The organism is Marinobacter pelagius, assembly GCF_003315345.1.
GTDB lineage: Bacteria > Pseudomonadota > Gammaproteobacteria > Pseudomonadales > Oleiphilaceae > Marinobacter > Marinobacter pelagius_A.
On record NZ_QNRO01000004.1, the window covers coordinates 19,897 to 39,414 of the forward strand.

Sequence of the window (19,518 nt, forward strand, 5' to 3'; positions counted from 1 at the left end):
GGTAAAACATGAAACTCAACAAATTGAATACACTGACCCGTATACTCATCGCAGGCTGCACGGCCGGCCTTATGGCCACCTCAGCCCTGGCCGACGAAGCGGTAATCACCGAATCTTTCTACCCATACAAGACCGAAACGCCTCAATTTGAGGGCCTTCAACCCGGCATGGTAATCAACCAGGACAACGTTACCCAGTTCAAAGAGATTATCGACCCCGCCTTCTACCGTTTTATCGAGCAGGGCTGGACCACAATCACGGTCGGCAAGACGACATCTTTCGACCTTCACCCGAATTACGTCGAAGCCACCCGGGTCTCCCTGGGCAAGGTTTCACTGGGCGAGCAGGTAGGTGAAATCAACGGCTGGCAGGCTGGGCGTCCGTTCCCGCAAGAGCCTAGCGCCGACGACCCCCGCGCCGGCGAAAAATTGGCCTGGAACTACAAGTACGGTTACAACTGGGGTGACAGCGCCGCCATTTACCCGTTCTACTGGAAGTACCGGGACATGGAATCCGGCGATGTGGAGCGGACCATCAAGTTCAACTTCCACTTCCTGAACTACAAGGGCCGGGTGAACCAGGAGCCGACTCCGGAAATCACGCCGAATCCGTCCGACCTGTTCCGCGCCATCTACGTTCAGGTACTGGACCCGGCAGACGTACGGGATACCCAGCTTCTGATTCACCGGGCCGCAGACGATCTGAAGCGTGACAACTCCTGGCTGTATCTGGGCTTCCAGCGCCGGGTCCGCCGTCTGGCCACCGGCCAGGTCACCGATGCCTTCCTCGGATCGGACCTGATGATCGAGGACTTCGAGGGCTATAACGGCCGCATCTCGGACATGAACTGGACCTACAAGGGCACCCGGTACATGCTGATGCCCTTCTACAACCACAATGAGCTGACCCTGGACAGCGAAACCCATCAGGATGATGACGGCTACCAGGTCGTGGCCTTCAGTGGTAAGGGCGGCTGCTTCCCGAACATCACCTGGCAGTTGCGCAAGGTGTACGAAGTGGAATCCGTGCCAGTCGACGAAAGCCACCCGCTGTCAAAGCGTGTGCACTTCATGGATGCACAGACCTTCACCATCCCGCGCACGGTGTCCTATGACCGCAAGGGCAGCCTGTGGAAGACCTTCACCATTGGCCAGGCTCACCCGGATCACCATCTGCCCAAGAACAAGGGCAGCGGCGTGTCCATTGACGACAGCTTCAGCATGATCGATGTGCAAGCCAGTCACTGCACCACCGGCCAGTTCAAGGGCCAGGTCGATCCGGAGCTGACGCCGACCAATATGTTCAACGTGCAGTACCTTCGCGCCGCCGGCACCTGATCTGCAATTCATTGTTGCTCCTCTATTGGGCCCGCTTTTGCGGGCCCCTTTTTTGGATCATGAGGAAGAAGACCATGTCATTAACCGAAAACACATCAAACGCAATAGATCAGAGCCGGGAGCCGCTCACGGTCGTTGTGTCTCGAAGGGTGAGAAAAGGAGAACAGCGCGCATTCGAGCAGCTCAGCAGCCAGATGACCGAACGGGCAGCGAATTTCCCGGGCTACCTGGGGGCTACCATGTTCCGGCCATCCTCCCCGGACGATCCCGAGTACCGCATTGTCTTCAAGTTCCGCGACCGGGAGACGCTGACCGCCTGGGAAGAATCAGAGGAACGGGCCGAACTGCTGGAACAGATCGAAAGCCTGCTGGTGCAACCCAGCGAACGTGAAGTCACCTCCGGGATCGTCACCTGGTTCACCCTGCCTGGACAGAATCCTGTGAAACCACCACCCAAATGGAAGATGACCATCGTCAGCTGGCTGGCGCTTTATCCGGCGGTAACCCTAGTTTTCGTATTGTTCGGAGACATTCTGGCGCAAATACCCTTATTGCTCAGAACCATGGCCGTGACCATCGTGGTCATGCTGCTGATGAGTTATGTGCTGATGCCGAGAATGACAAAATGGTTCAGGTTCTGGCTGTTCCCGGATCGAAAAGGAAACAGCCGTTGATTCGTTGTTGGCGTGGTCAGTCACAGGTGTTTCATCAACGCCTTGAGCTGTGGATTCTCCGGAAATCGCTCCAGAAGTGCCCTGGTCGCCTTGCGGGCCTCGTCCCGCTTTTGGAGCTGAAACAAAGCCACCGCATAGCGATAACCAAACAGCCACTGATCAGGCGCCAGTGATGTGGCCCGTTCCAGATCCTCCAAAGCTTTGCTGTAGTCTTTCAACTTCAGGTTGATCAAACCACGCAAGTGAATGAGGCTGGCATCGTCCGGAGTTTGCTCCAGGGTACGGTTGATGGCATCGATGGCTTCCAGATTGCGACCGCCGGATCTCAGGATATCAGTCAACAGAATGGTGGCAGGTGCATAGCCCGAATCCTTGTTCAGGGCCTTTTCCAATTCTCTTTCAGCCTTGTAAACGAAATCACGGGCCAAAAGATAACGGGCTTTCAGCACAAGTCCCGAAGGCAGGTCAGACTGCATCTTCAGGAAGTGTTCATACTCCCCCCGAACCTTCTCCCATTGAACGGAGTCCAGTTCAACTCCAAGCCAGGTCAGAGACTCGAAAGCGGCAATCCTTACCGCCAGCGATGAGTCGATCAGCCCGGTTTCACCAAGCTTCCCAGCATAATCAGCTGAACCATACCGGAGTACCCGAAACGCGCTTTCCCGAATAACCGCTTCATCGCTGGCCGATAGGCTCGCGACCAGGGAAGGCTGTTCCTGAGCCAGCCATTGTCCCTGCTGCTCCAATAGCGTGGCTCGGCGTAGCGCAGGTGCATTGGGATTCCGCAGGTATTCCATCAGGCCTGAAGGTGGACGCTGCTGAACCTTATACCAGGTCTCCCGCTCATAAAGTTGCGGGAACCAGCCATCAACTTCAGCGATCGACCAGTCCCGGTTCTTGTCGGTGTGGCAGCCCAAGCATACATCGGGGCTGCCGCTGGCATTCGAGATGTCCGGGCGTGGCACCATAAAACTGTGTTCGCGCCGGGCATCAATCTTCATGAACGTGCTTTCGGGCATATGGCAGTTTACGCACTGCGCCCCGTCGCTGCTTTCGGGGTGGTGGTGATGTTCGGAAGTATCGAAATCAGCGGCGTTATGGCATTGGGTACAGACAGCATTGCCTTGCGCCTTGAGCTTGCCGGTATGGGGATTGTGGCAATCGCTGCAGACCACCCCGGCCCTGAACATCTTGCTCTGCTCGAAGGAGCCCAGAACAAAGACCTCTTCCCGAACCCGGCCATCGGAATAGTAAAGCGGCTGATCCAGACGGGTCAGACTGAACTGATCATGGACCAGGCCACCGCCCTGATCGGTCAGGCTGGTCCGCAGTGAATGGCAACGACCGCAGCTTGCCACCTGATTCGGGCTGGATTCCCGGCCCTGATGTCTGGGCGGCTGTTTACCCTGACTGACCAGCCACCCCCCCATGGCGGCAAGCTCGATACCCGGGGCCAGAGACTCTCCTTCAAGGGCTGCCTGCACATGCTCTTCCGCGCTCTCATGGCAAGCCGCACAACCGACGGAAACCTGTTGCCAGCGAGTGTCATAGCTGTCCGATTCTGCATCGTAGTTGCGCTTCAGCCCGGTGGAATGGCAATCCGCACATTGATTGTTCCAGTTCTGGTAAACACCGGTCCAATGCAGCGCATCGCCGGGATGATTCTGATCCGGGACATCCAACCGGAACCAGCGCCGCCCGCCTTCGGACTCCGGTCTAGTATCCCAGGCAATATTGAAGGCCTGCAGACGGCCACTACCGACAGCAATCAGATACTGCTGAAGCGGGTAAACGCCAAAGGTGTATCTGACCTGCCACTCCCGGGTGTTTCCGCCTTCGTTCACACGGATAACAAACCCGTCGTCTTCACGTCGGAAGCTTGCCTGGACATCGCTGTCTGCATAACGGCCATTTGAAAAGTTCCCCGCCACCGTGTCCGGGGTGGCCGGTGCCATTGCTACGGCATGCTGGGAACGGGACCACTGGCGCACCTCGGAAGCATGACAGCCGGCGCAGCCGGAGACATCGGCGAGGGCGACCTCCGTGCTGGCCAGTAATAGCGCAAAGCTTGCAAAAGCGCTCAGAAAATAGTTGACCATATCATTCAATTCCGAGCCATAATTCCAGAAAATTGACCAGATCGTAAAGCCGGTATCGCTCTGTCAGCTGGTGAATGTGTTCTCACTGTTTTACCTGCAAGACCCGGCCCGGTTTTAAACGGTATGGCCTGGCAATTGCTTATTTTTATCTAGGCACAGGAAGCTTACTCCTGGCAATGCTGACAACAATAACGATGCTGCCATGAATCAACACAACGTTCCGTTTCTCAACAATGTCGGTGTGCAATCGCCTGATTTTGAGGAGGCCCGGCATTTTATCAATTCCCGGATTGACGACCGGGATGTCTCCCCGATTTCCTCAGGCGGCCACAGCAAGAATATCCTGACCTGGCAACCTCTTGACCGTTCCACTCTGTTCGGCGCTCGCTGGTCGGAAAAGGTGCACATCCAGTCCGAACCTCAAACCACCTTTCATGCCATTCTGGTGCTGGCGGGCTGCATACACTGCAAAGCCAGTAAAACGGACATCACAGCCGGTGGGCTTCTGCTGATCGCCCCGGGGCAACGGGCGGACCTGATCTGGGAAAAATCCACCCGTTCGGTGGTGATCAACCTGTCCCGTCAGGCACTTGTGGAGCATCTTGGCATTCCTTGTCTGGAAGTGCTGGGCAAAACCTCCGCCGTGCTGACCCCGGATGACCAGGATGCCCGCCTGATCCGCCAGGGCATTGAATGCATCGCGCAGCAACACGAAATTTGTCAGGGAAACCTGGATCCCTCCCTTCAGAAACAATGGCAGAGCCTGTTACTGACGCATTTCTCGAACCGGATCCTGCAGGCATCCCGAATCAGCCCGACGATTCTGCCAGCCAGGGTGCGACTGGCGACCGAATGGATACAGGCCCATCTCCGGGAGCCCATCTCCGTGGCTGATCTGTTGCAGGTGTCCGGCAGCAATCGGCGCTCGCTGGAATCCGGGTTCCGCACCTACCTCAACACCACACCGGCAAAATACATTCTGTGCCACAAGCTCAAAGGGGTTCGGGATCTGTTGCGTTCCAATGCTGACATCAGCGTGGGAGATGCAGCCTTTGCTTTCGGCTTTCAGCACCTGAGCCACTTTACCCGACACTATCAGGAGGCGTTTGGGGAGCTTCCGTCTGAAACCATTCGCCAACGACGGAAAAGCCGGGTTATCTTCCAATAAAAAGGCCCGGTCTCAGGCAAGCTGAGCCGGGCAAGACGCTTTCAGAGTCAGAATCTTACGTTAAAGCCTACGGCGTAGTTGGTGTCCACGACTTTCACGCCCTGGACTACTGCCGGCTCATCATACTGGCCCGTTTCCGCCCAGACCTTCACCGCCGGGGTGATCCTCTGCTCGACTTTCAGGGTGTACACCGAGTTATCGGCCGCATCGTAATCATGGTTCTTTTCCTTGAATCCCAGTGCGATGCCGGCGCCATTATCCGCCTGGTAATAGGCTGAAACACCATAGGCGTCATAATCCGCCTTGCCCTCAGGGTCGAGGGGATAGGGCGCGTTACGATTATTCTCCCAGGTCGCCCCGAGCGTGAGCCCGCCGATCTTGTAGCTGGCGCCCGCCGCAGTAATCAGATAATCATCTGTGGCAAACGGCGGCAGCTGATTCTGCATCAGTAGCGTGGTCCCGATGGCCACACCCAGGTTGCCGTTTCTGTGCACCAGCCGCATCGAGCGGCCATCAACATTCTCATCGTTACTGTCGTTCAGGGTAATCGCCGCCACCACAAGTTTGGTGTTCAGGAACCAGGGGGTGTGATAGGCGAAGGTGCCCGAGGTCCGGTCCGGCTGGGCAAAGATGCCATCCGGGTTCAGATCGGCGTGGGATTCGTTGTATTCGTAATGATTGATCGGGCCATAGATATCTCGCCACTGGCCACTGGTGCCGCGCGGCGCCACCACAAACATACCGTACCGGGTGGGCAACCAGAACTTGGCCTCTTTCACGTGGATATCGGCTTCACCATCACGCCCGGTCGACGGATCGTCAGCGCTGTTGGCAGCGCCGGCCAGATCCACCTCGACGGCATAGTTGAGGTTGAGTTTTTCTTCCAGAGCGACCTTGCCCTGCAGTCCGAGTTCTATTTCAAAGGCATCCGCCTCCGCATCCTCGCCCTCGACTTTCAGCGCCCCGGCACTCAGGAAGCCATAGAAGTCGGGTTGGTCCAGCTCGACCGCCAGCGCCGGCGTTGCGACTGCTGCGGAAACCGCAGCAGCCAGAAAAGTTTTGATCAGTTTCATCATCGATCTCCTGCCTGGAAAGTTGGTTTTGACTTACTCGACACACTCGCCATACAGGCAGGTGGTGAAGCTGTAACCGACTTTCCGCATGTCCGCAGGATCTGCCGGGAAGACGCCATTCCGACGGATGTAGTTGTCCCATTCAGCCAGCAGCTCTCTCAGCTTTTCCGGCTCTTGCTCGGACAGATCGGTGGTTTCGGTCGGGTCGTTGGCGAGGTCGAACAGCTGCCACTGGCCCGGGCCGTAGGGTTCTTCCAGCAGGCGAATTTTCCAGTCGCCCATGCGTATAGCAGAGCGCCCGAACAACTCCCAGCCAACCACGCGATTTTCGGAGCCGTTGCCGTTCAGGCCCGGCAACATGGAAACACCCTGGATCTCGAAAATGTCGCGTCCGTTGTAGGGACTGGTCGGCTGCTCGATACCCGCCAGCTCGAGGAAGGTGGGCATGACATCCATCACATGGAAGAACTCGTGGCTGATCTCGCCACCGGCCTCGTCACCCGGCAGATTGAGGATGGCAGGCACAACCAGCCCGCCCTGAGCCGGATACCCTTTCCACATCGGCCACGGCGTGGCACTCACCTGGCCCCATTGAGCCCCGTACCAGATGTAGGAATCGGGCCGGCCAATGTTGTCATAGCTGTTATCGTACTCATTGGCGATCCATTCCTTGTTCTTCGGCAGTACCTCCGGGCTGTTGCCATCGGCACCGTTATCAGACATGAACAGCACAACGGTGTTGTCGAGTTCGCCGGTGCTTTCCAGGTGGGCAAGGACGCGACCGATGTTATCGTCCATGTTGTCGACCATCGCGGCGTAGACTTCCATCTTGCGTGCCTCGATCTTGCGCTGTTCTTCGGTCAGCTCGTCCCAGCTTGGCAGCTCATCGAATGGCACATTGGCCGCGAGTTTGTGACCGACCAGTCCCATCTCTTTCATCTTGCCAAGGCGCTGCTGACGAATGGCTTCATAACCCTCGTCGTAACGGCCTTCGTACTTCTTGATATAGGAGTCTGGGGCTTGCAGCGGCCAGTGAGGTGCGTTAAAGGCGAGAAAACTGAAGAACGGTTTGTCGCCGGCAGCGTCAATGTAGGAGATCACCTTGTCGGCATAGAAATCCGAGGAGAAAAAGCCTTCGGGCACTTCAACCTGCTTGCCGTCCTCAAGGTAAATCGCTTTCGGGTCGACCCCGATGATGGCACGACCGTCATCAAAGTGACTGGCACCACCCTGCACCAGTACCCAGGAATGATCGAAACCCCGGGCAGCCGGGCTCAGTTCTTCGGTTCGGCCCAGGTGCCACTTGCCGGCAATTGATGTGCTGTAACCATTGTCACGCAGGACTTCCGGCAGGGTGGCCACCAGATCATTCAGATAACCTTCATAGCCCGGTTTGCCTTTCTGCTCCGCCGTCAGCAATTCGGCCATGTTGCCAATGCCTGCCTGGTGGTTGTCGGTACCCGACAACAGCATGGAGCGGGTGGGAGAACAGGTCGGTGCGGTGTGGAAGTTGGTCATGCGGATGCCTTCATCCGCCAGGGCATCGAGGGTCGGCGTTTCGATTTCGCCGCCGAACGCGCCGATGTCCGAATAGCCGAGGTCATCGGCCACGATCAGAAGAAAGTTGGGTTTTTCATCCTGGCTTCCGGAAGCCAGTGTGGAGGCTGCCATCAGCCCCAGAGCCATACCCAACCGACGAAGCAGTGCATTGTTCTTGTACATACTATGCCCTCAGTCAGCTTGTTGTTGTGCCACCTGTGTGGTGACAGCCATTCTGCTGAGAGCCAGGGAGTAGGGGTTATCCCGTATGCGCAGGCATTGTCATATTTGCGCAACAAACTGAGGAAGGTGGGTTAACGGTTTTGCACACGGTACGAACTTGCTGTTCCCCGGTCAGCGACAAGACCGGGGAACAGCTACACATCAGAAATGAATCACCGACCGAATGCTCTTACCCTCGTGCATCAGGTCAAACGCCTTGTTGATGTCTTCCAGCTTCATCTCGTGGGTGATAAACACATCCAGCGGAATCTCACCCTTCTCGGCTTTTTCCACGTAGCCAGGCAGCTCGGTACGGCCCTTCACGCCACCGAAGGCGGAACCGCGCCAGACCCGGCCGGTGACCAGCTGGAACGGACGGGTGCTGATTTCCTCGCCGGCACCGGCGACGCCGATGATGGTGGATTCGCCCCAGCCCTTGTGGCAGGCCTCGAGCGCGGCGCGCATCAGCTTTACGTTGCCCACACACTCGAAGGTGTAGTCGGCACCGCCGTCGGTCATCTCGATGATCACTTCCTGGATCGGCTTGTCGTAGTCGTTGGGGTTGACCACATCGGTGGCGCCCAACTGCTTGGCGATGTCGAACTTGCCCGGGTTGATGTCGACACCGATGATGCGGCCGGCCTTCGCCATCTTGGCACCGATGATCGCCGCCAGGCCGATGCCGCCCAGGCCAAAGATGGCCACAGTCGCACCTTCTTCAACCTTGGCAGTGTTCAGCACCGCACCGATACCGGTAGTGACGCCACAACCGAGCAGGCAGACCTTGTCCAGCGGGGCTTCCTTGGGGATCTTGGCCAGGGAAATTTCCGGCAGCACGGTGTACTCTGAGAAGGTGGAGCAGCCCATGTAGTGGTACAGCGGCTGGCCCTTGTAGGAGAAGCGGGAGGTGCCGTCCGGCATCACGCCCTTGCCCTGCGTCTCGCGGACGGCGCCGCACAGGTTGGTCTTGCCGGATGTGCAGAATTTGCACTTGCCACACTCGGCGGTGTAGAGCGGGATCACGTGATCACCGACCTGCAGGTCCTTCACGCCCGGACCGACCGCTTCGACAATGCCACCACCCTCGTGCCCCAGGATGGTCGGGAACAGACCCTCGGGGTCGGCTCCGGACAGGGTGTAGGCATCAGTGTGGCAAACGCCGGTGGCAACGATGCGGACCAGAACCTCGCCCTCTTTTGGCGGCTCCACATCCACTTCAACGATTTCAAGCGGCTTGTTGGCTTCGAAAGCCACGGCTGCACGGGATTTGATCATATATCTGGGCTCCTTGTTCCGGTTGAGATCCACTTACTTTAGCACCAATACTGCCACGGCCGATCCTGTTTGACGTGATCACCGTAATTACGGGACATTGCCCGTAGAAGGGAAGGAGATACGTTGCAGACACTTTACTGGTTTACGCGGGACCTACGCCTGCATGACAACGCCGCCCTGCTGGCCGCCGCCCGCTCCGACATACTGCTGTGTGTCTACGTTGTAGATCCGCGCTGGTTTGCCACCGGCGGCTTCCAGGGCAAGGCCATGGGCAGTCACCGCTGGCGCTTCCTGTGGCAGAGCCTGATGACCCTGGAGCGCAGTCTCCGGGCAATGGGTCAGCGCCTGCACATTGCTTTCGGCCCGCCGGAGCAGGTCATTCCGGAACTGGTGCATGCCCACGGCATCGGCCGGGTGGTGCGTTCGCGCCTGCCGGGTACCGAGGAAGCGGCACAGTGGAAGGCCCTGAAGGAAGCGCTGCCCGGGACCGTGTTCCAGCAATTCGAGACCCTGTCTCTGTTCACCGAAGGGGCATTGCCGATGCCCCTGGCGGAATTGCCCGACACATTCTCCCAATTCCGCAAACAGGTGGAGAAAACCGGCCACCGGTACAGCGAGCAGATGCGCATCCGCACTCTGACGGCGTTACCCCCGGCACCCGGCTTTCCCGAGGACAACCGGGGTGAGTGCCCGCCTATCCCGGAACCGGTGCATCCTCTGCAGTTCACAGGAGGTGAGGACGCCGGACTCAACCGGCTCCGGGAGTTCCTGTTCATCAATCACGGCATTGCCCGTTACAAGGAAACCCGCAATGCCCTGGACAGCTGGGACGCCTCCTCGAAACTGTCGCCCTGGCTGGCCAACGGCTGCCTGTCAGTGCGCGAGGTCGCAGAAAGCATCGCGGAATACGAGCGTCGTGAAACCAGCAACGAGTCCACCTACTGGCTCTGGTTCGAGCTGCTGTGGCGGGAATATTTCTTCTGGTACGCCCTGAAACACGGAGCCAACCTGTTTCGCCGGGACGGTGTGCAACGCAAGCGCCGGCCTGCGACCTTCTATGGTCACCGGTTCAAGGCCTGGTGCGAGGGCAACACCGAGTACCCGATCGTCAATGCCGCCATGAATCAGTTGCAGGAAACCGGCTATATCAGCAACCGGGCGCGGCAGCTGGTGGCAAGTTGTTTCGTGAACGAACTGGGACTGGACTGGCGTTACGGCGCGGCATGGTTCCAGGAGCAACTTATCGACTATGATGTAGGCAGTAACTACGGCAACTGGCAGTATCTGGCGGGCGTCGGCGCCGATCCCCGGGGCTTGCGCCAGTTCAACCTGGAAAAACAGGCGAACCAGTACGATCCCTGCGGCACCTTCATTGATCGCTGGGGCGGCCATGCCGAGCAACCCGTGGGACTCCATACCGTTGATGCAGCTGACTGGCCCCTGTCATGACGAACCCTGAACCGAATGCCGCCGCAATCCTGGCCCGTATCCTGGATACCGCCCAGCCCGGCAGCCTTCTTTGCTGTGGCACGACCGCCCTGCAGGTGGCCAGGCTCTGGTGCGACCAGAAGCCGGATACCCATTTGCAGCTGCTGGACACGACAGACCCCAACGCGGAACTGCCGCCGGATTCGGTCAAGGACCTTGCCCTGGTGACCGATACCCTGGAGCACCTGCCCTTCGACGAAGGGGCGCTTCTGCTCGGTCAGCTGCGCAACTACGGCACCCACCAGATTGCGGTGCTGGTTGGCGAAACACCCGGCTGGGCGTTTACCGACTTCATCGGCCTCGGTTTCCGGCGTCACGCCGAGATCGACACCGACGAAGGCCCGCTCACGCTCTACACGTACAACCTGGATACCTACAACCATAAGCGGGCCTGGAACAATCCCGATAACTGGGCCAATCCGGAAATGTGGGGGAAGGCGTGGTGGTAACCAGCCCGTCATCGAAGTCACTCAAACCCAGTACCATCCGCATCGGCCGCCGCTACCGGGCCAACCGCCTCGATGGACCCTACGATGCCATTGTGATCGGCTCCGGCATCGGTGGCCTGACCACCGCAGCCTGCCTGTCCAAAGCCGGCCAGAAAGTCCTGGTCCTGGAACAGCACTACACCGCCGGCGGCTACACCCACAGTTACGCCCGCAACGGCTACGAGTGGGACGTGGGGGTACACTACATCGGCGACATGGGCTCGCCCCACACCCTGGGCCGTCGCCTGTTCGATTACATCACCGATGGCAAGCTGCATTGGGCCCCCATGGAAGAGGTCTACGACCGATTCTACCTGGGCGACAAGGTGGTCAACCTGCGGGCCGGCAAGGAAGGTCTGCGCCAGTCCCTGCTTCAGGCCTTTCCAGACGAGCGTGAGGCGATTGATCGCTATATCCGTTTGCTGGGTAAGGTCGCCGACGGCATGCAGTGGTACACCCTGTCCAAGCTGACGCCCGGCATCCTGGACCCGCTGATTCACAAGGGGCTGGACGTTGCCCTGCCGGACTGCTTCAACCGGACCACTCGTGACGTTCTGAGTGAGCTCACCGACAACGAGGAACTGATCGGAGCCATCACCGGCCAGTGGGGCGACTGCGGCGTCACGCCGAGCCATTCGAGCTTTATGGTCCACGCCCTGATCGCCAAACACTACCTCTATGGCGGTTTCTACCCGGTCGGCGGCGCTTCCGAGATTGCCAAAACCATCCTTCCGGTGATCGAGGCCTCCGGCGGTGAGGTCTTCACCTACGCCGATGTCACCGACATCCTGCTGGAGAAGGGCCGCGCGGTTGGTGTGCGCATGGCGGACGGTGAGGAAATCCGGGCTCCCCGGGTGATCAGCAATGCGGGCATCATCAATACCTTCGAAAAGCTGCTGCCAGAGGAAGGTCGCGAGCTCGCCGGGTACCGGAGCAAGCGTGAACACATCAGCCCATCTATGCCCCACATCGGCCTCTATATCGGTCTGAAAGGCACACCGGAAGAGCTGGGACTGCCCCGGACCAACTACTGGATCTACCCAAGCGCCAACCACGACAATAACGTGGAACAATTTCTGAAAGACCCGGACCACAGCGAGTATCCCGTGGTTTACATTTCCTTCCCCGCCGCCAAGGATCCCGATTACCAGAATCGCTGGCCAGGAACCTCCACCATCGAGATCGTAGCTCCGACGACATGGGACATGTTCGAGCCCTGGCAAGACACCATCTGGGGCAAGCGGGGCGAGGAATACGAGGCCCTGAAGGCCCGGATCACAGACCAGCTGCTGGAAATCATGTACCAGAAACTGCCCCAGCTGCGTGGCAAGGTGGATTACGTGGAGACCTCCACACCGCTGTCCACAGCCTGGTTCTGCCGCTATGGCCGGGGCGAGCTCTACGGCCTCGACCACAACCCCGAGCGATTCGAGCAGGACTGGCTCAGGCCGAAAACCCCGATCCCCGGGCTCTACCTGACCGGCCAGGATGTACTGACCTGTGGTGTGGTCGGAGCGATGATCAGCGGCCTGATCACCACCCTCGCGATCCGCGGCTGGCGCGGGGCCGGCCTGGCCAAACGGATTTTCGTGGGCTGAACGCTGTGGCGAGACCAGTGTGCCAACAGTGTGGCCAGCACCCACGCATCTGTGTCTGCGACGTTTGTAGACCGGTTCCGAACTCGACACCGCTCACCGTCATTCAGCACCCCCGGGAAGTGGGTCACAGCAAGGGGACCGTCCGGGTGCTCCGGCAGACACTCACCAATCTGTCAGTACAGGTGGCGGAACGCCTGCCTCCGGACTCGCTGCAACCAGGCGCGGCCCTCCTGTTCCCGGGCCCGGGAAGCCAACCGCTGACACTGCAGAATGTGGCCACAATCAGCCACTGGATCGTCCTTGACGGTACCTGGCGAAAGGCATCAAAGCTTCTTCATCTCAACCCGGAGCTGTCCCGATTGCCCGCTTTCCACTTCTCGGATCCTCCGCCAGGGCGCTACCGGGTCCGCCGGCGACCGGCCGAGGGCCAGTTATCGACCGCCGAGGCGGTCCGTCATCTGCTGGGCATTGTCGAGCCGGACCTGGACACTCGCCCGATCGATGAAGCGTTCGAGGCGCTGGTCCAGCGTCTGATCGAGCAGGTCCCAGAACACCTGCGATACCGTTACTGATCCCGGTCGATGGCTCGATCCCCCGTGACATGACCCGGAACGATCAGCGATGATAAACATCCATCGACCGGAAATTAGCAAGAGGTAGGAGCATGGCGCTCTTCAGTGAGCGAAACGCCAAGAAACAGCTGGATGCCGAGGCATCGAAAGTCCACCGGCAGGATCTGGAAACCCTGCTGGACCGGCAACGGGCGATTGAAGAGAAGGTCAAAGGCAGCGGTAGGCTCGAACGCTTCAGTGCAGACATCAAACTGATGTTCTCGATGATCCGGGACTACTGGTACGGCAACTATCGCTCGGTACCCTGGAAAACCATTGCCGCGGTCGCCGGGGCCCTGCTCTATGTGCTCAACCCGCTGGATTTCATTCCCGACATCATTCTCGCCTTCGGTTTCCTGGACGACGCTGGCGTGGTTGCCCTGTGCCTGAAGCTGGTGGAGTCCGATCTACATCGTTACGCCGCCTGGAAGGAACAGCAGGAAGAATCGCAAGCCCAGGCATCCACAGATGTCACCAGATAGGTGCATTCTCGCGGAATACGCACCTGTTTAGTGCGAAAATGCCGCCATCTCCCGGAAAACGTTTCCCCCGATCCGGCTCAAACCCCATCCCGCTCTTGATTTGCATTGTTTTGGAACACCTCTTGCTTGAGGTGCCCTCTGTCAATGCATCAGCGGTCCGCAGAGACCGCCAATACAACATCAGGAGCATCAACCCGTGGACATCACGAGTGCAGTACATACCCTGACCGAGAGCGCCAACACGCTGTTCATCCTCATCGGTGCCATCATGGTGCTGGCCATGCACGCCGGCTTTGCCTTCCTGGAAGTCGGTACCGTGCGACACAAGAACCAGGTCAATGCCCTGGTCAAGATCATGACCGATTTCGGCGTCTCCGCCGTGCTCTACTTCTTTGTCGGTTACTACATCGCCTACGGCAGCCACTTCATGACCGGCGCCAGCGAGCTGACCGCCGGCAATGGCTATGAACTGGTCAAATTCTTCTTTCTCATGACCTTCGCTGCCGCCATTCCCGCCATCATCTCCGGCGGCATCGCCGAGCGCGCCAAATTCTATCCGATGCTGATCGGCTCCGGCCTGATCGTGGCCCTGGTCTATCCCTTCTTCGAGGGACTGATCTGGAACGGCAACTACGGTTTTCAGGCCTGGCTCGAGAGCCAGTTTGGTGCATCCTTCCACGACTTCGCCGGCTCCGTGGTGGTGCATGCGGTCGGCGGCTGGGTAGCCCTCGCCGCCATACTGCTGCTCGGTGCCCGAAAAGGGCGCTATCGCAACGGTCGGGTGGTCGCCATTGCGCCGTCCAACATCCCGTTCCTGGCCCTGGGTGCCTGGATCCTGACCGTGGGCTGGTTCGGCTTCAACGTCATGTCCGCCCAGACCCTTGATGGCATCAGCGGCCTGGTGGCGGTGAACAGCCTGATGGCCATGGTGGGGGGCATTCTGGTGGCGATGGTGCTGGGCAAGAAGGACCCGGGCTTTATCCACAACGGCCCGCTGGCCGGTCTGGTGGCCGTGTGCGCGGGCTCCGACCTGATGCACCCGGTCGGCGCCCTGATCACCGGCGGCGTCGCCGGCGCCATCTTTGTGTACCTGTTCGAGTGGGCACAGGACAAAATCGAGCGTCTGGATGACGTTCTGGGTGTCTGGCCGCTGCACGGTGTCTGTGGTGTCTGGGGCGCCATTGCCTGCGGTATTTTCGGGCAGCAAGCCCTCGGTGGCCTCGGGGGTGTCAGCCTGATGTCCCAATTGGTCGGCACCCTGACAGGCGTGATTGTCGCCTTCGGTGGCGGCCTGATTGTCTACGGCATCGTCAAGACCGTGTCCGGCCTGCGCCTGAGCGAAGAAGAAGAGTTCAACGGCGCGGACGTGAGCATCCACAAGATCGGTGCGACCTCGCTGGACTGAGCCATCACCGGTACCCGGTGAGTTCCATGTACCCCTCTCCCGTATGACTGCCAGAGACACCGACGGGGCTCTCCCAATACGGGTAGAGCCCCTGATTCATGTAGTTCCCCGGCGGTGCGGACAATTCCAGATCCACGCCCTGTTCCGGCACTTCAATCCGCCAGCGTACCGGCACACCCTCCCGTTGCTCGATCACCGACAGGGCCAGCTGCCCGGAATCCAGGGGCTGTACCTGGCCGCTTGCCGGAATCCAGGTCCCCGAGACATACGGGTTACCGTCCTCCCGCAACCGGAACGCCATCAACTTGTCCCCTGAATCCAGGTGCAGGGCAAACCAGTCCCAGCCCAGCTGGCCGGTCTTCAGAAACTGGCTGCTCCATTCCCGGTCGAACCAGCCTTTCCCCTCCACGTCCAGGACCTGGTCTTGAAACCTGACGGTGCCGCTGATGGCGATATCCACGTAGCTGAAATACATCGAGCCCTGACCGCTGTCGGATTTGGCGCTGAAACCTTCGATGCCGTGAGCGACCGGTTGATCGTTAATGGTCAGGGTCAGGTCATAACCGAAGTTCTCGGCCTGTACCTGAAGCCGCCACTGATCATCCTCGACGGCCTCCAATTGCCAGTCATCCAGCCACACTGAAACGGGCCGGGCCTCGGCCCCCGCGTTACCCACATCACCCCGGGCCAGGCGCTCCGCAAACACGTGTTTCCCATTCCAGCTCACGGCGGCGTGGGCCATCCAGGCGGCTTCCAGGGGCCAGGTTTCAGGCGCGGGTTTCGATCCCGCGTCCCTCGGCACCAGTGCCTGCCGGAACTGGGTCCACTGCAGTCCCAGGGGCTCGCCGGATTCGGTTTTCAGGTTTGCGGTCAGGTACCACCACTCGATGCGGTGGCGTGGATGGGGGCCCAGATCCTCCGGGAACGTCAGACCGGTGTCCGGTCCGGGCTGCAGGTAGGACCGCTGTCCTCGCTCGGCCACATCTTCTGCCAGCCCGGCAAAACCGGCCTGTTCCGGTTCCTGCGAGCATCCGGCCAGCACCGTCAGCAACAGGACCAGCGCTGTCCGTCTCATCGCTCACCCCCTGTCAGACTGCTGGCCGATACCGGCAACGCGGCCCCGGCCCGCAACTGACGCCCCATGAGCAGGGCGATGCCCAGGCCGATCAACAGGCTGAGCCCGATCAGCTCCACCCAGAACCCCGGGTAGACCGCCATCGGCAGCGACCAGCCAAAGGCCAGGGGATTGATCCGATGCACCAGCACCCAGGTGAGCCAGATACCCAGCGGCAGTGCCAGCAACGCCACGCTGCCGGTCAGCCCGACGGACAGTCTGGTCAGCTGTGCCGCCACCTCGCGCCGGGACAGGCCCCAGGCAGCCAGCAGCCGGAAATACCAGTTACGGCCGGTAAAAAATACCCAGCCCATGATCAGCAATGCCAGGGCGGCCAGGGCCAGGGTGAGGACCGTCATGGCTCGGGTCAGCAGGAAGGTCTGGTCGAACACCCCTGTCGCCAGGGAACGGATTTCCTCGTTGTCGCGAACGGTAATATCGGAAACCTGCCACGCCGCTTCGAGTCCCCTTATCAGTTCGGCTAGGGGCAGGGCTCCGGGAGTGATGGAAAAACTCTCGAATACGGGCTGGAACTGCTCCGGAAGCAAGGTACCGCTGATCAATATCTCGCCGGCGGGCCGGCCGTAATCAGCGTAGACCCCGGCAATCGGGAGGTTCAGCTGTTCGCCGGCCACCTCAACTGCGATGCGGTCGCCGACGCCAAGTTCCAGCCGTCGCGCCAGCTGCTCGTTCACCAGCACAGCTTCCCCACGGGTCAGGGTCGCCCAGGGATCATCGTCAGCAGCGAGCAAATCCCAATTGGTGACCAGGGAGGAAACCGGTGACAGGCCAAACAGGTCCACCGGCGTTGGGGGGCTGCCAGAGACCGATACGCTGCCACGGCCACGGATCACCCGGTGCCAGGCACCACTCGTTTGCAGTTCAGGCTGCGATGCCAGCCACCGGGCAGCGGCCTCCCCCGACCGCCCTTCGGGCACCGCAACATACAGTTCCGCCTCCAGGCGCTGCCCGAGCCAGCGATCAAAGGTGTCTTCAAAGGTGGTGACCAGGGCCTGGATCGCCAGCACCATAGCGAGGGTGAACTGCAGAGCAACAACCGGCAAGGCCAGCTGCCGAGCCATGACCGCCAGCTCCCGGTAACGCCACCGGCTGAGCGGGTCCGCGCTGGCACCGGCGGCGCGTTCAGCCAGCCGGTTGATCAGAGCCGGGGTGAGCAGGCCGGCACCGGTAAAGACGATGGCGACGGCCACGAACACCCAAAGCAGGGACGGGCTCAGCAGCGCCAACACCAGACCGACGAGCAGAAACCCACCGGCCAGCTTGCCCTTACCCCGCCTGGCGACAACACGATGACCGCCAGGCATTAGGAAATCGGCCAGACAGGCCAACAGCACCACGGCCATCATAGTGAACGCCGGCGCCAGCCACTGGCCGGGGGCCTCGTACAGGGGAGCGTCGAACAGACCCTCAAGGGAGCGCCCGAATCCCTGTCCAAGCAGGCCCGCCAGCAAACTGCCGAGCCACAGGCCTGGAAGGACACACAGCACGGACAGGACGAGGAGTTCCACCACCAGCCGGCGATCAACCTGGGCCGGAGGTACCCCGAAACGATGCAACAGGGCGAAGCTGTCCCGGCGCTGGACGATGCCCAGGCGATAGACCGAGCGTAGCAGCAAGGCGGTGATCAGCAGCGCCAGGATGCCCAGTGCGTCAAGATTGAGCAGGAAACTCTCACCCAGCTCGCCGGTATCCGGGCCCCTGCTGAAGTCTGCAAGCCGGTACCCGGCTGGCAGGGCGTCGGCGGTCACATTCCCTGCGGCAATCAGCGCCAGGGAAGGCGGGGGCTCGGCGTCCGGTAATTCCTCAGCAAGCCGTGCAGCTTCACTGACATCGACAAACGGCTCGCCCTCAAGCCGGATCTGTGAATTACCGAAGGTGCCGCCCTCTCCCCCGAAACAGGCCGCCGCAAGGGGATCAACGCCAATGACCAACCCCACATTGCCCTGCCGTGGCACTTCCAGCCAAGGCATTACGCACAGGCCCACCCGGCGCAGGGTCACGAAATCACTAACGGTCAGCCGGGCACCGTCCACACGTACCACCTGCTGCCGCCCGGCAATAACCTGTTCGCTCTGGGACAGGCTGGTGCGCGCCTGCTCGGTGAGCTGTCGCACGCCGGACCAGAGTGTGGTCGCCACCAGGATCATCAACGCCAGCGCCGCCAGCTGCAGGGGGTGGCGGCGGTAATGACTGAACAGGGCGGCAAAAAGGTTCATGGCGCTGGACCGGCCGGGGCCCCGTGCGCCAGATCGAGGGTAACCTGGCACTGTTCGGCCAGCTCCGGATCGTGGGTGGCCAGAACAAGTGCGACACCGGTTTCCGCCTGCAGCCGGAACAGTTCTGCCGTGACCTCTTCAGCTGTTCGGCGGTCCAGGCTACCGGTGGGCTCATCCGCCAGGATCAGATCCGGATTCATGGCGAAGACCATGGCCAGGGCCGCCCGCTGGCGCTGGCCTCCGGACACCTGATCCGGATAGCGCTCGGCCAGCTCGCCGATGCCGAGGCGCTCGAGCCAGGTCCGGCACTGCTCCAGGGGTTGTTCCGCCAGTCGGGCCCGGAGCCGGACATTATCCAGCAGCGACAATGCCGGCATCAGGTTGGCCTCCTGGAACATGACTCCGATCCGGCGCCGCCGGAGCCTGGCCCAACGCTTTTCCTGCTGCCCTGCAACTCCCGCCTCCCGGTAATCAAAGCGTTCGCCCAGCAGGGTAATCACACCGTTGTCGGGCCGCTCCAGGCCACAAAAAAGGTTCAGCAGGGTGCTCTTCCCGGAGCCCGAGCGGCCCATCAGCGCCAGGGATTGCCCCGCGTCCAGCGAAACAGACAGCCCTGAAAGCACCGCGATCCGTTCGGCACCGCTGGCAAAGGTCTTGCTCAGATTCCTGGCTTCCAGTACCGGCTGTCTCATAGCTTCTCCCGCCTGC

At 60.3% G+C, this 19,518-nt stretch carries 16 protein-coding genes; 9 read left to right on the forward strand and 7 right to left on the reverse strand.

What is annotated here, in order from left to right; all coding sequences use genetic code 11:
* Positions 1-8 precede the first annotated feature (8 nt).
* Positions 9-1,337: a DUF1329 domain-containing protein gene (locus tag DET50_RS05195; RefSeq protein WP_113861819.1), complete on the forward strand. Its 1,329-nt coding sequence runs from the start codon at positions 9-11 to the stop codon at positions 1,335-1,337.
* A 74-nt stretch (positions 1,338-1,411) separates the two neighbouring features.
* Entirely contained in the window at positions 1,412-2,011 is a 600-nt protein-coding gene (locus DET50_RS05200; protein WP_113861820.1) for an antibiotic biosynthesis monooxygenase, read from the forward strand.
* A gap of 20 nt (positions 2,012-2,031) precedes the next feature.
* Here DET50_RS05200 and DET50_RS05205 read toward each other — a convergent pair whose 3' ends face one another.
* A complete protein-coding gene (locus tag DET50_RS05205) occupies positions 2,032-4,110 on the reverse strand; it encodes a tetratricopeptide repeat protein (protein ID WP_113861821.1) in 2,079 nt (692 codons plus the stop codon).
* A gap of 202 nt (positions 4,111-4,312) precedes the next feature.
* Here DET50_RS05205 and DET50_RS05210 point away from each other — a divergent pair, with 202 nt between their 5' ends.
* Positions 4,313-5,278, forward strand: coding sequence for an AraC family transcriptional regulator (locus DET50_RS05210; RefSeq protein ID WP_113861822.1), 966 nt, complete (start codon positions 4,313-4,315; stop codon positions 5,276-5,278).
* Between the two features lie 47 nt (positions 5,279-5,325).
* On the opposite strand, the gene DET50_RS05215 is transcribed toward DET50_RS05210, so the two are convergent.
* The 3 genes from DET50_RS05215 to DET50_RS05225 form a co-directional block, all read right to left on the reverse strand.
* Positions 5,326-6,351: a porin gene (locus DET50_RS05215; RefSeq protein ID WP_181799932.1), complete on the reverse strand. Its 1,026-nt coding sequence runs from the start codon at positions 6,349-6,351 to the stop codon at positions 5,326-5,328.
* 33 nt (positions 6,352-6,384) lie between these two features.
* Positions 6,385-8,073, reverse strand: a complete 1,689-nt coding sequence (locus tag DET50_RS05220; protein WP_113861824.1) for an arylsulfatase — start codon at positions 8,071-8,073, stop codon at positions 6,385-6,387.
* A 201-nt stretch (positions 8,074-8,274) separates the two neighbouring features.
* Positions 8,275-9,387, reverse strand: a complete 1,113-nt coding sequence (locus DET50_RS05225; protein ID WP_091997877.1) for an S-(hydroxymethyl)glutathione dehydrogenase/class III alcohol dehydrogenase — start codon at positions 9,385-9,387, stop codon at positions 8,275-8,277.
* A 123-nt stretch (positions 9,388-9,510) separates the two neighbouring features.
* Here DET50_RS05225 and DET50_RS05230 point away from each other — a divergent pair, with 123 nt between their 5' ends.
* From DET50_RS05230 to DET50_RS05255, 6 genes are all read left to right on the forward strand, one after another.
* A complete protein-coding gene (locus tag DET50_RS05230; protein WP_113861825.1) occupies positions 9,511-10,836 on the forward strand; it encodes a DASH family cryptochrome in 1,326 nt (441 codons plus the stop codon).
* A complete protein-coding gene (locus DET50_RS05235) occupies positions 10,833-11,324 on the forward strand; it encodes a DUF6231 family protein (protein ID WP_113861826.1) in 492 nt (163 codons plus the stop codon). Before DET50_RS05230 ends, DET50_RS05235 begins: the two co-directional genes overlap by 4 nt.
* Positions 11,318-12,961 carry a phytoene desaturase family protein gene (locus DET50_RS05240; protein WP_258546061.1) on the forward strand — a complete coding sequence of 548 codons (1,644 nt, stop codon included), beginning with the start codon at positions 11,318-11,320 and terminating at the stop codon, positions 12,959-12,961. The genes DET50_RS05235 and DET50_RS05240 overlap by 7 nt, the downstream gene beginning before the upstream one ends.
* 17 nt (positions 12,962-12,978) lie before the next feature.
* On the forward strand, positions 12,979-13,533 hold the full coding sequence (locus DET50_RS05245) for a tRNA-uridine aminocarboxypropyltransferase (protein WP_113861828.1): 555 nt from the start codon (positions 12,979-12,981) through the stop codon (positions 13,531-13,533).
* A 92-nt stretch (positions 13,534-13,625) separates the two neighbouring features.
* Positions 13,626-14,054 carry a YkvA family protein gene (locus DET50_RS05250; protein WP_113861829.1) on the forward strand — a complete coding sequence of 143 codons (429 nt, stop codon included), beginning with the start codon at positions 13,626-13,628 and terminating at the stop codon, positions 14,052-14,054.
* A 196-nt stretch (positions 14,055-14,250) separates the two neighbouring features.
* The gene (locus DET50_RS05255) at positions 14,251-15,459 is read left to right on the forward strand and encodes an ammonium transporter (protein ID WP_113861830.1); all 1,209 of its coding nucleotides are present in this window, start codon (positions 14,251-14,253) and stop codon (positions 15,457-15,459) included.
* Between the two features lie 4 nt (positions 15,460-15,463).
* Here the strand turns inward: DET50_RS05255 and DET50_RS05260 are convergent, their stop codons facing one another.
* The 3 genes from DET50_RS05260 to DET50_RS05270 are packed head-to-tail and all read right to left on the reverse strand — an operon-like array spanning position 15,464 to position 19,502.
* Complete coding sequence (locus DET50_RS05260) at positions 15,464-16,534, reverse strand: lipocalin-like domain-containing protein (RefSeq protein ID WP_113861831.1); 1,071 nt, start codon at positions 16,532-16,534, stop codon at positions 15,464-15,466.
* The gene (locus tag DET50_RS05265) at positions 16,531-18,810 is read right to left on the reverse strand and encodes an ABC transporter permease (protein ID WP_113861832.1); all 2,280 of its coding nucleotides are present in this window, start codon (positions 18,808-18,810) and stop codon (positions 16,531-16,533) included. The genes DET50_RS05260 and DET50_RS05265 overlap by 4 nt, the downstream gene beginning before the upstream one ends.
* A complete protein-coding gene (locus tag DET50_RS05270; protein ID WP_113861833.1) occupies positions 18,807-19,502 on the reverse strand; it encodes an ABC transporter ATP-binding protein in 696 nt (231 codons plus the stop codon). The genes DET50_RS05265 and DET50_RS05270 overlap by 4 nt, the downstream gene beginning before the upstream one ends.
* Positions 19,503-19,518 lie beyond the last annotated feature (16 nt).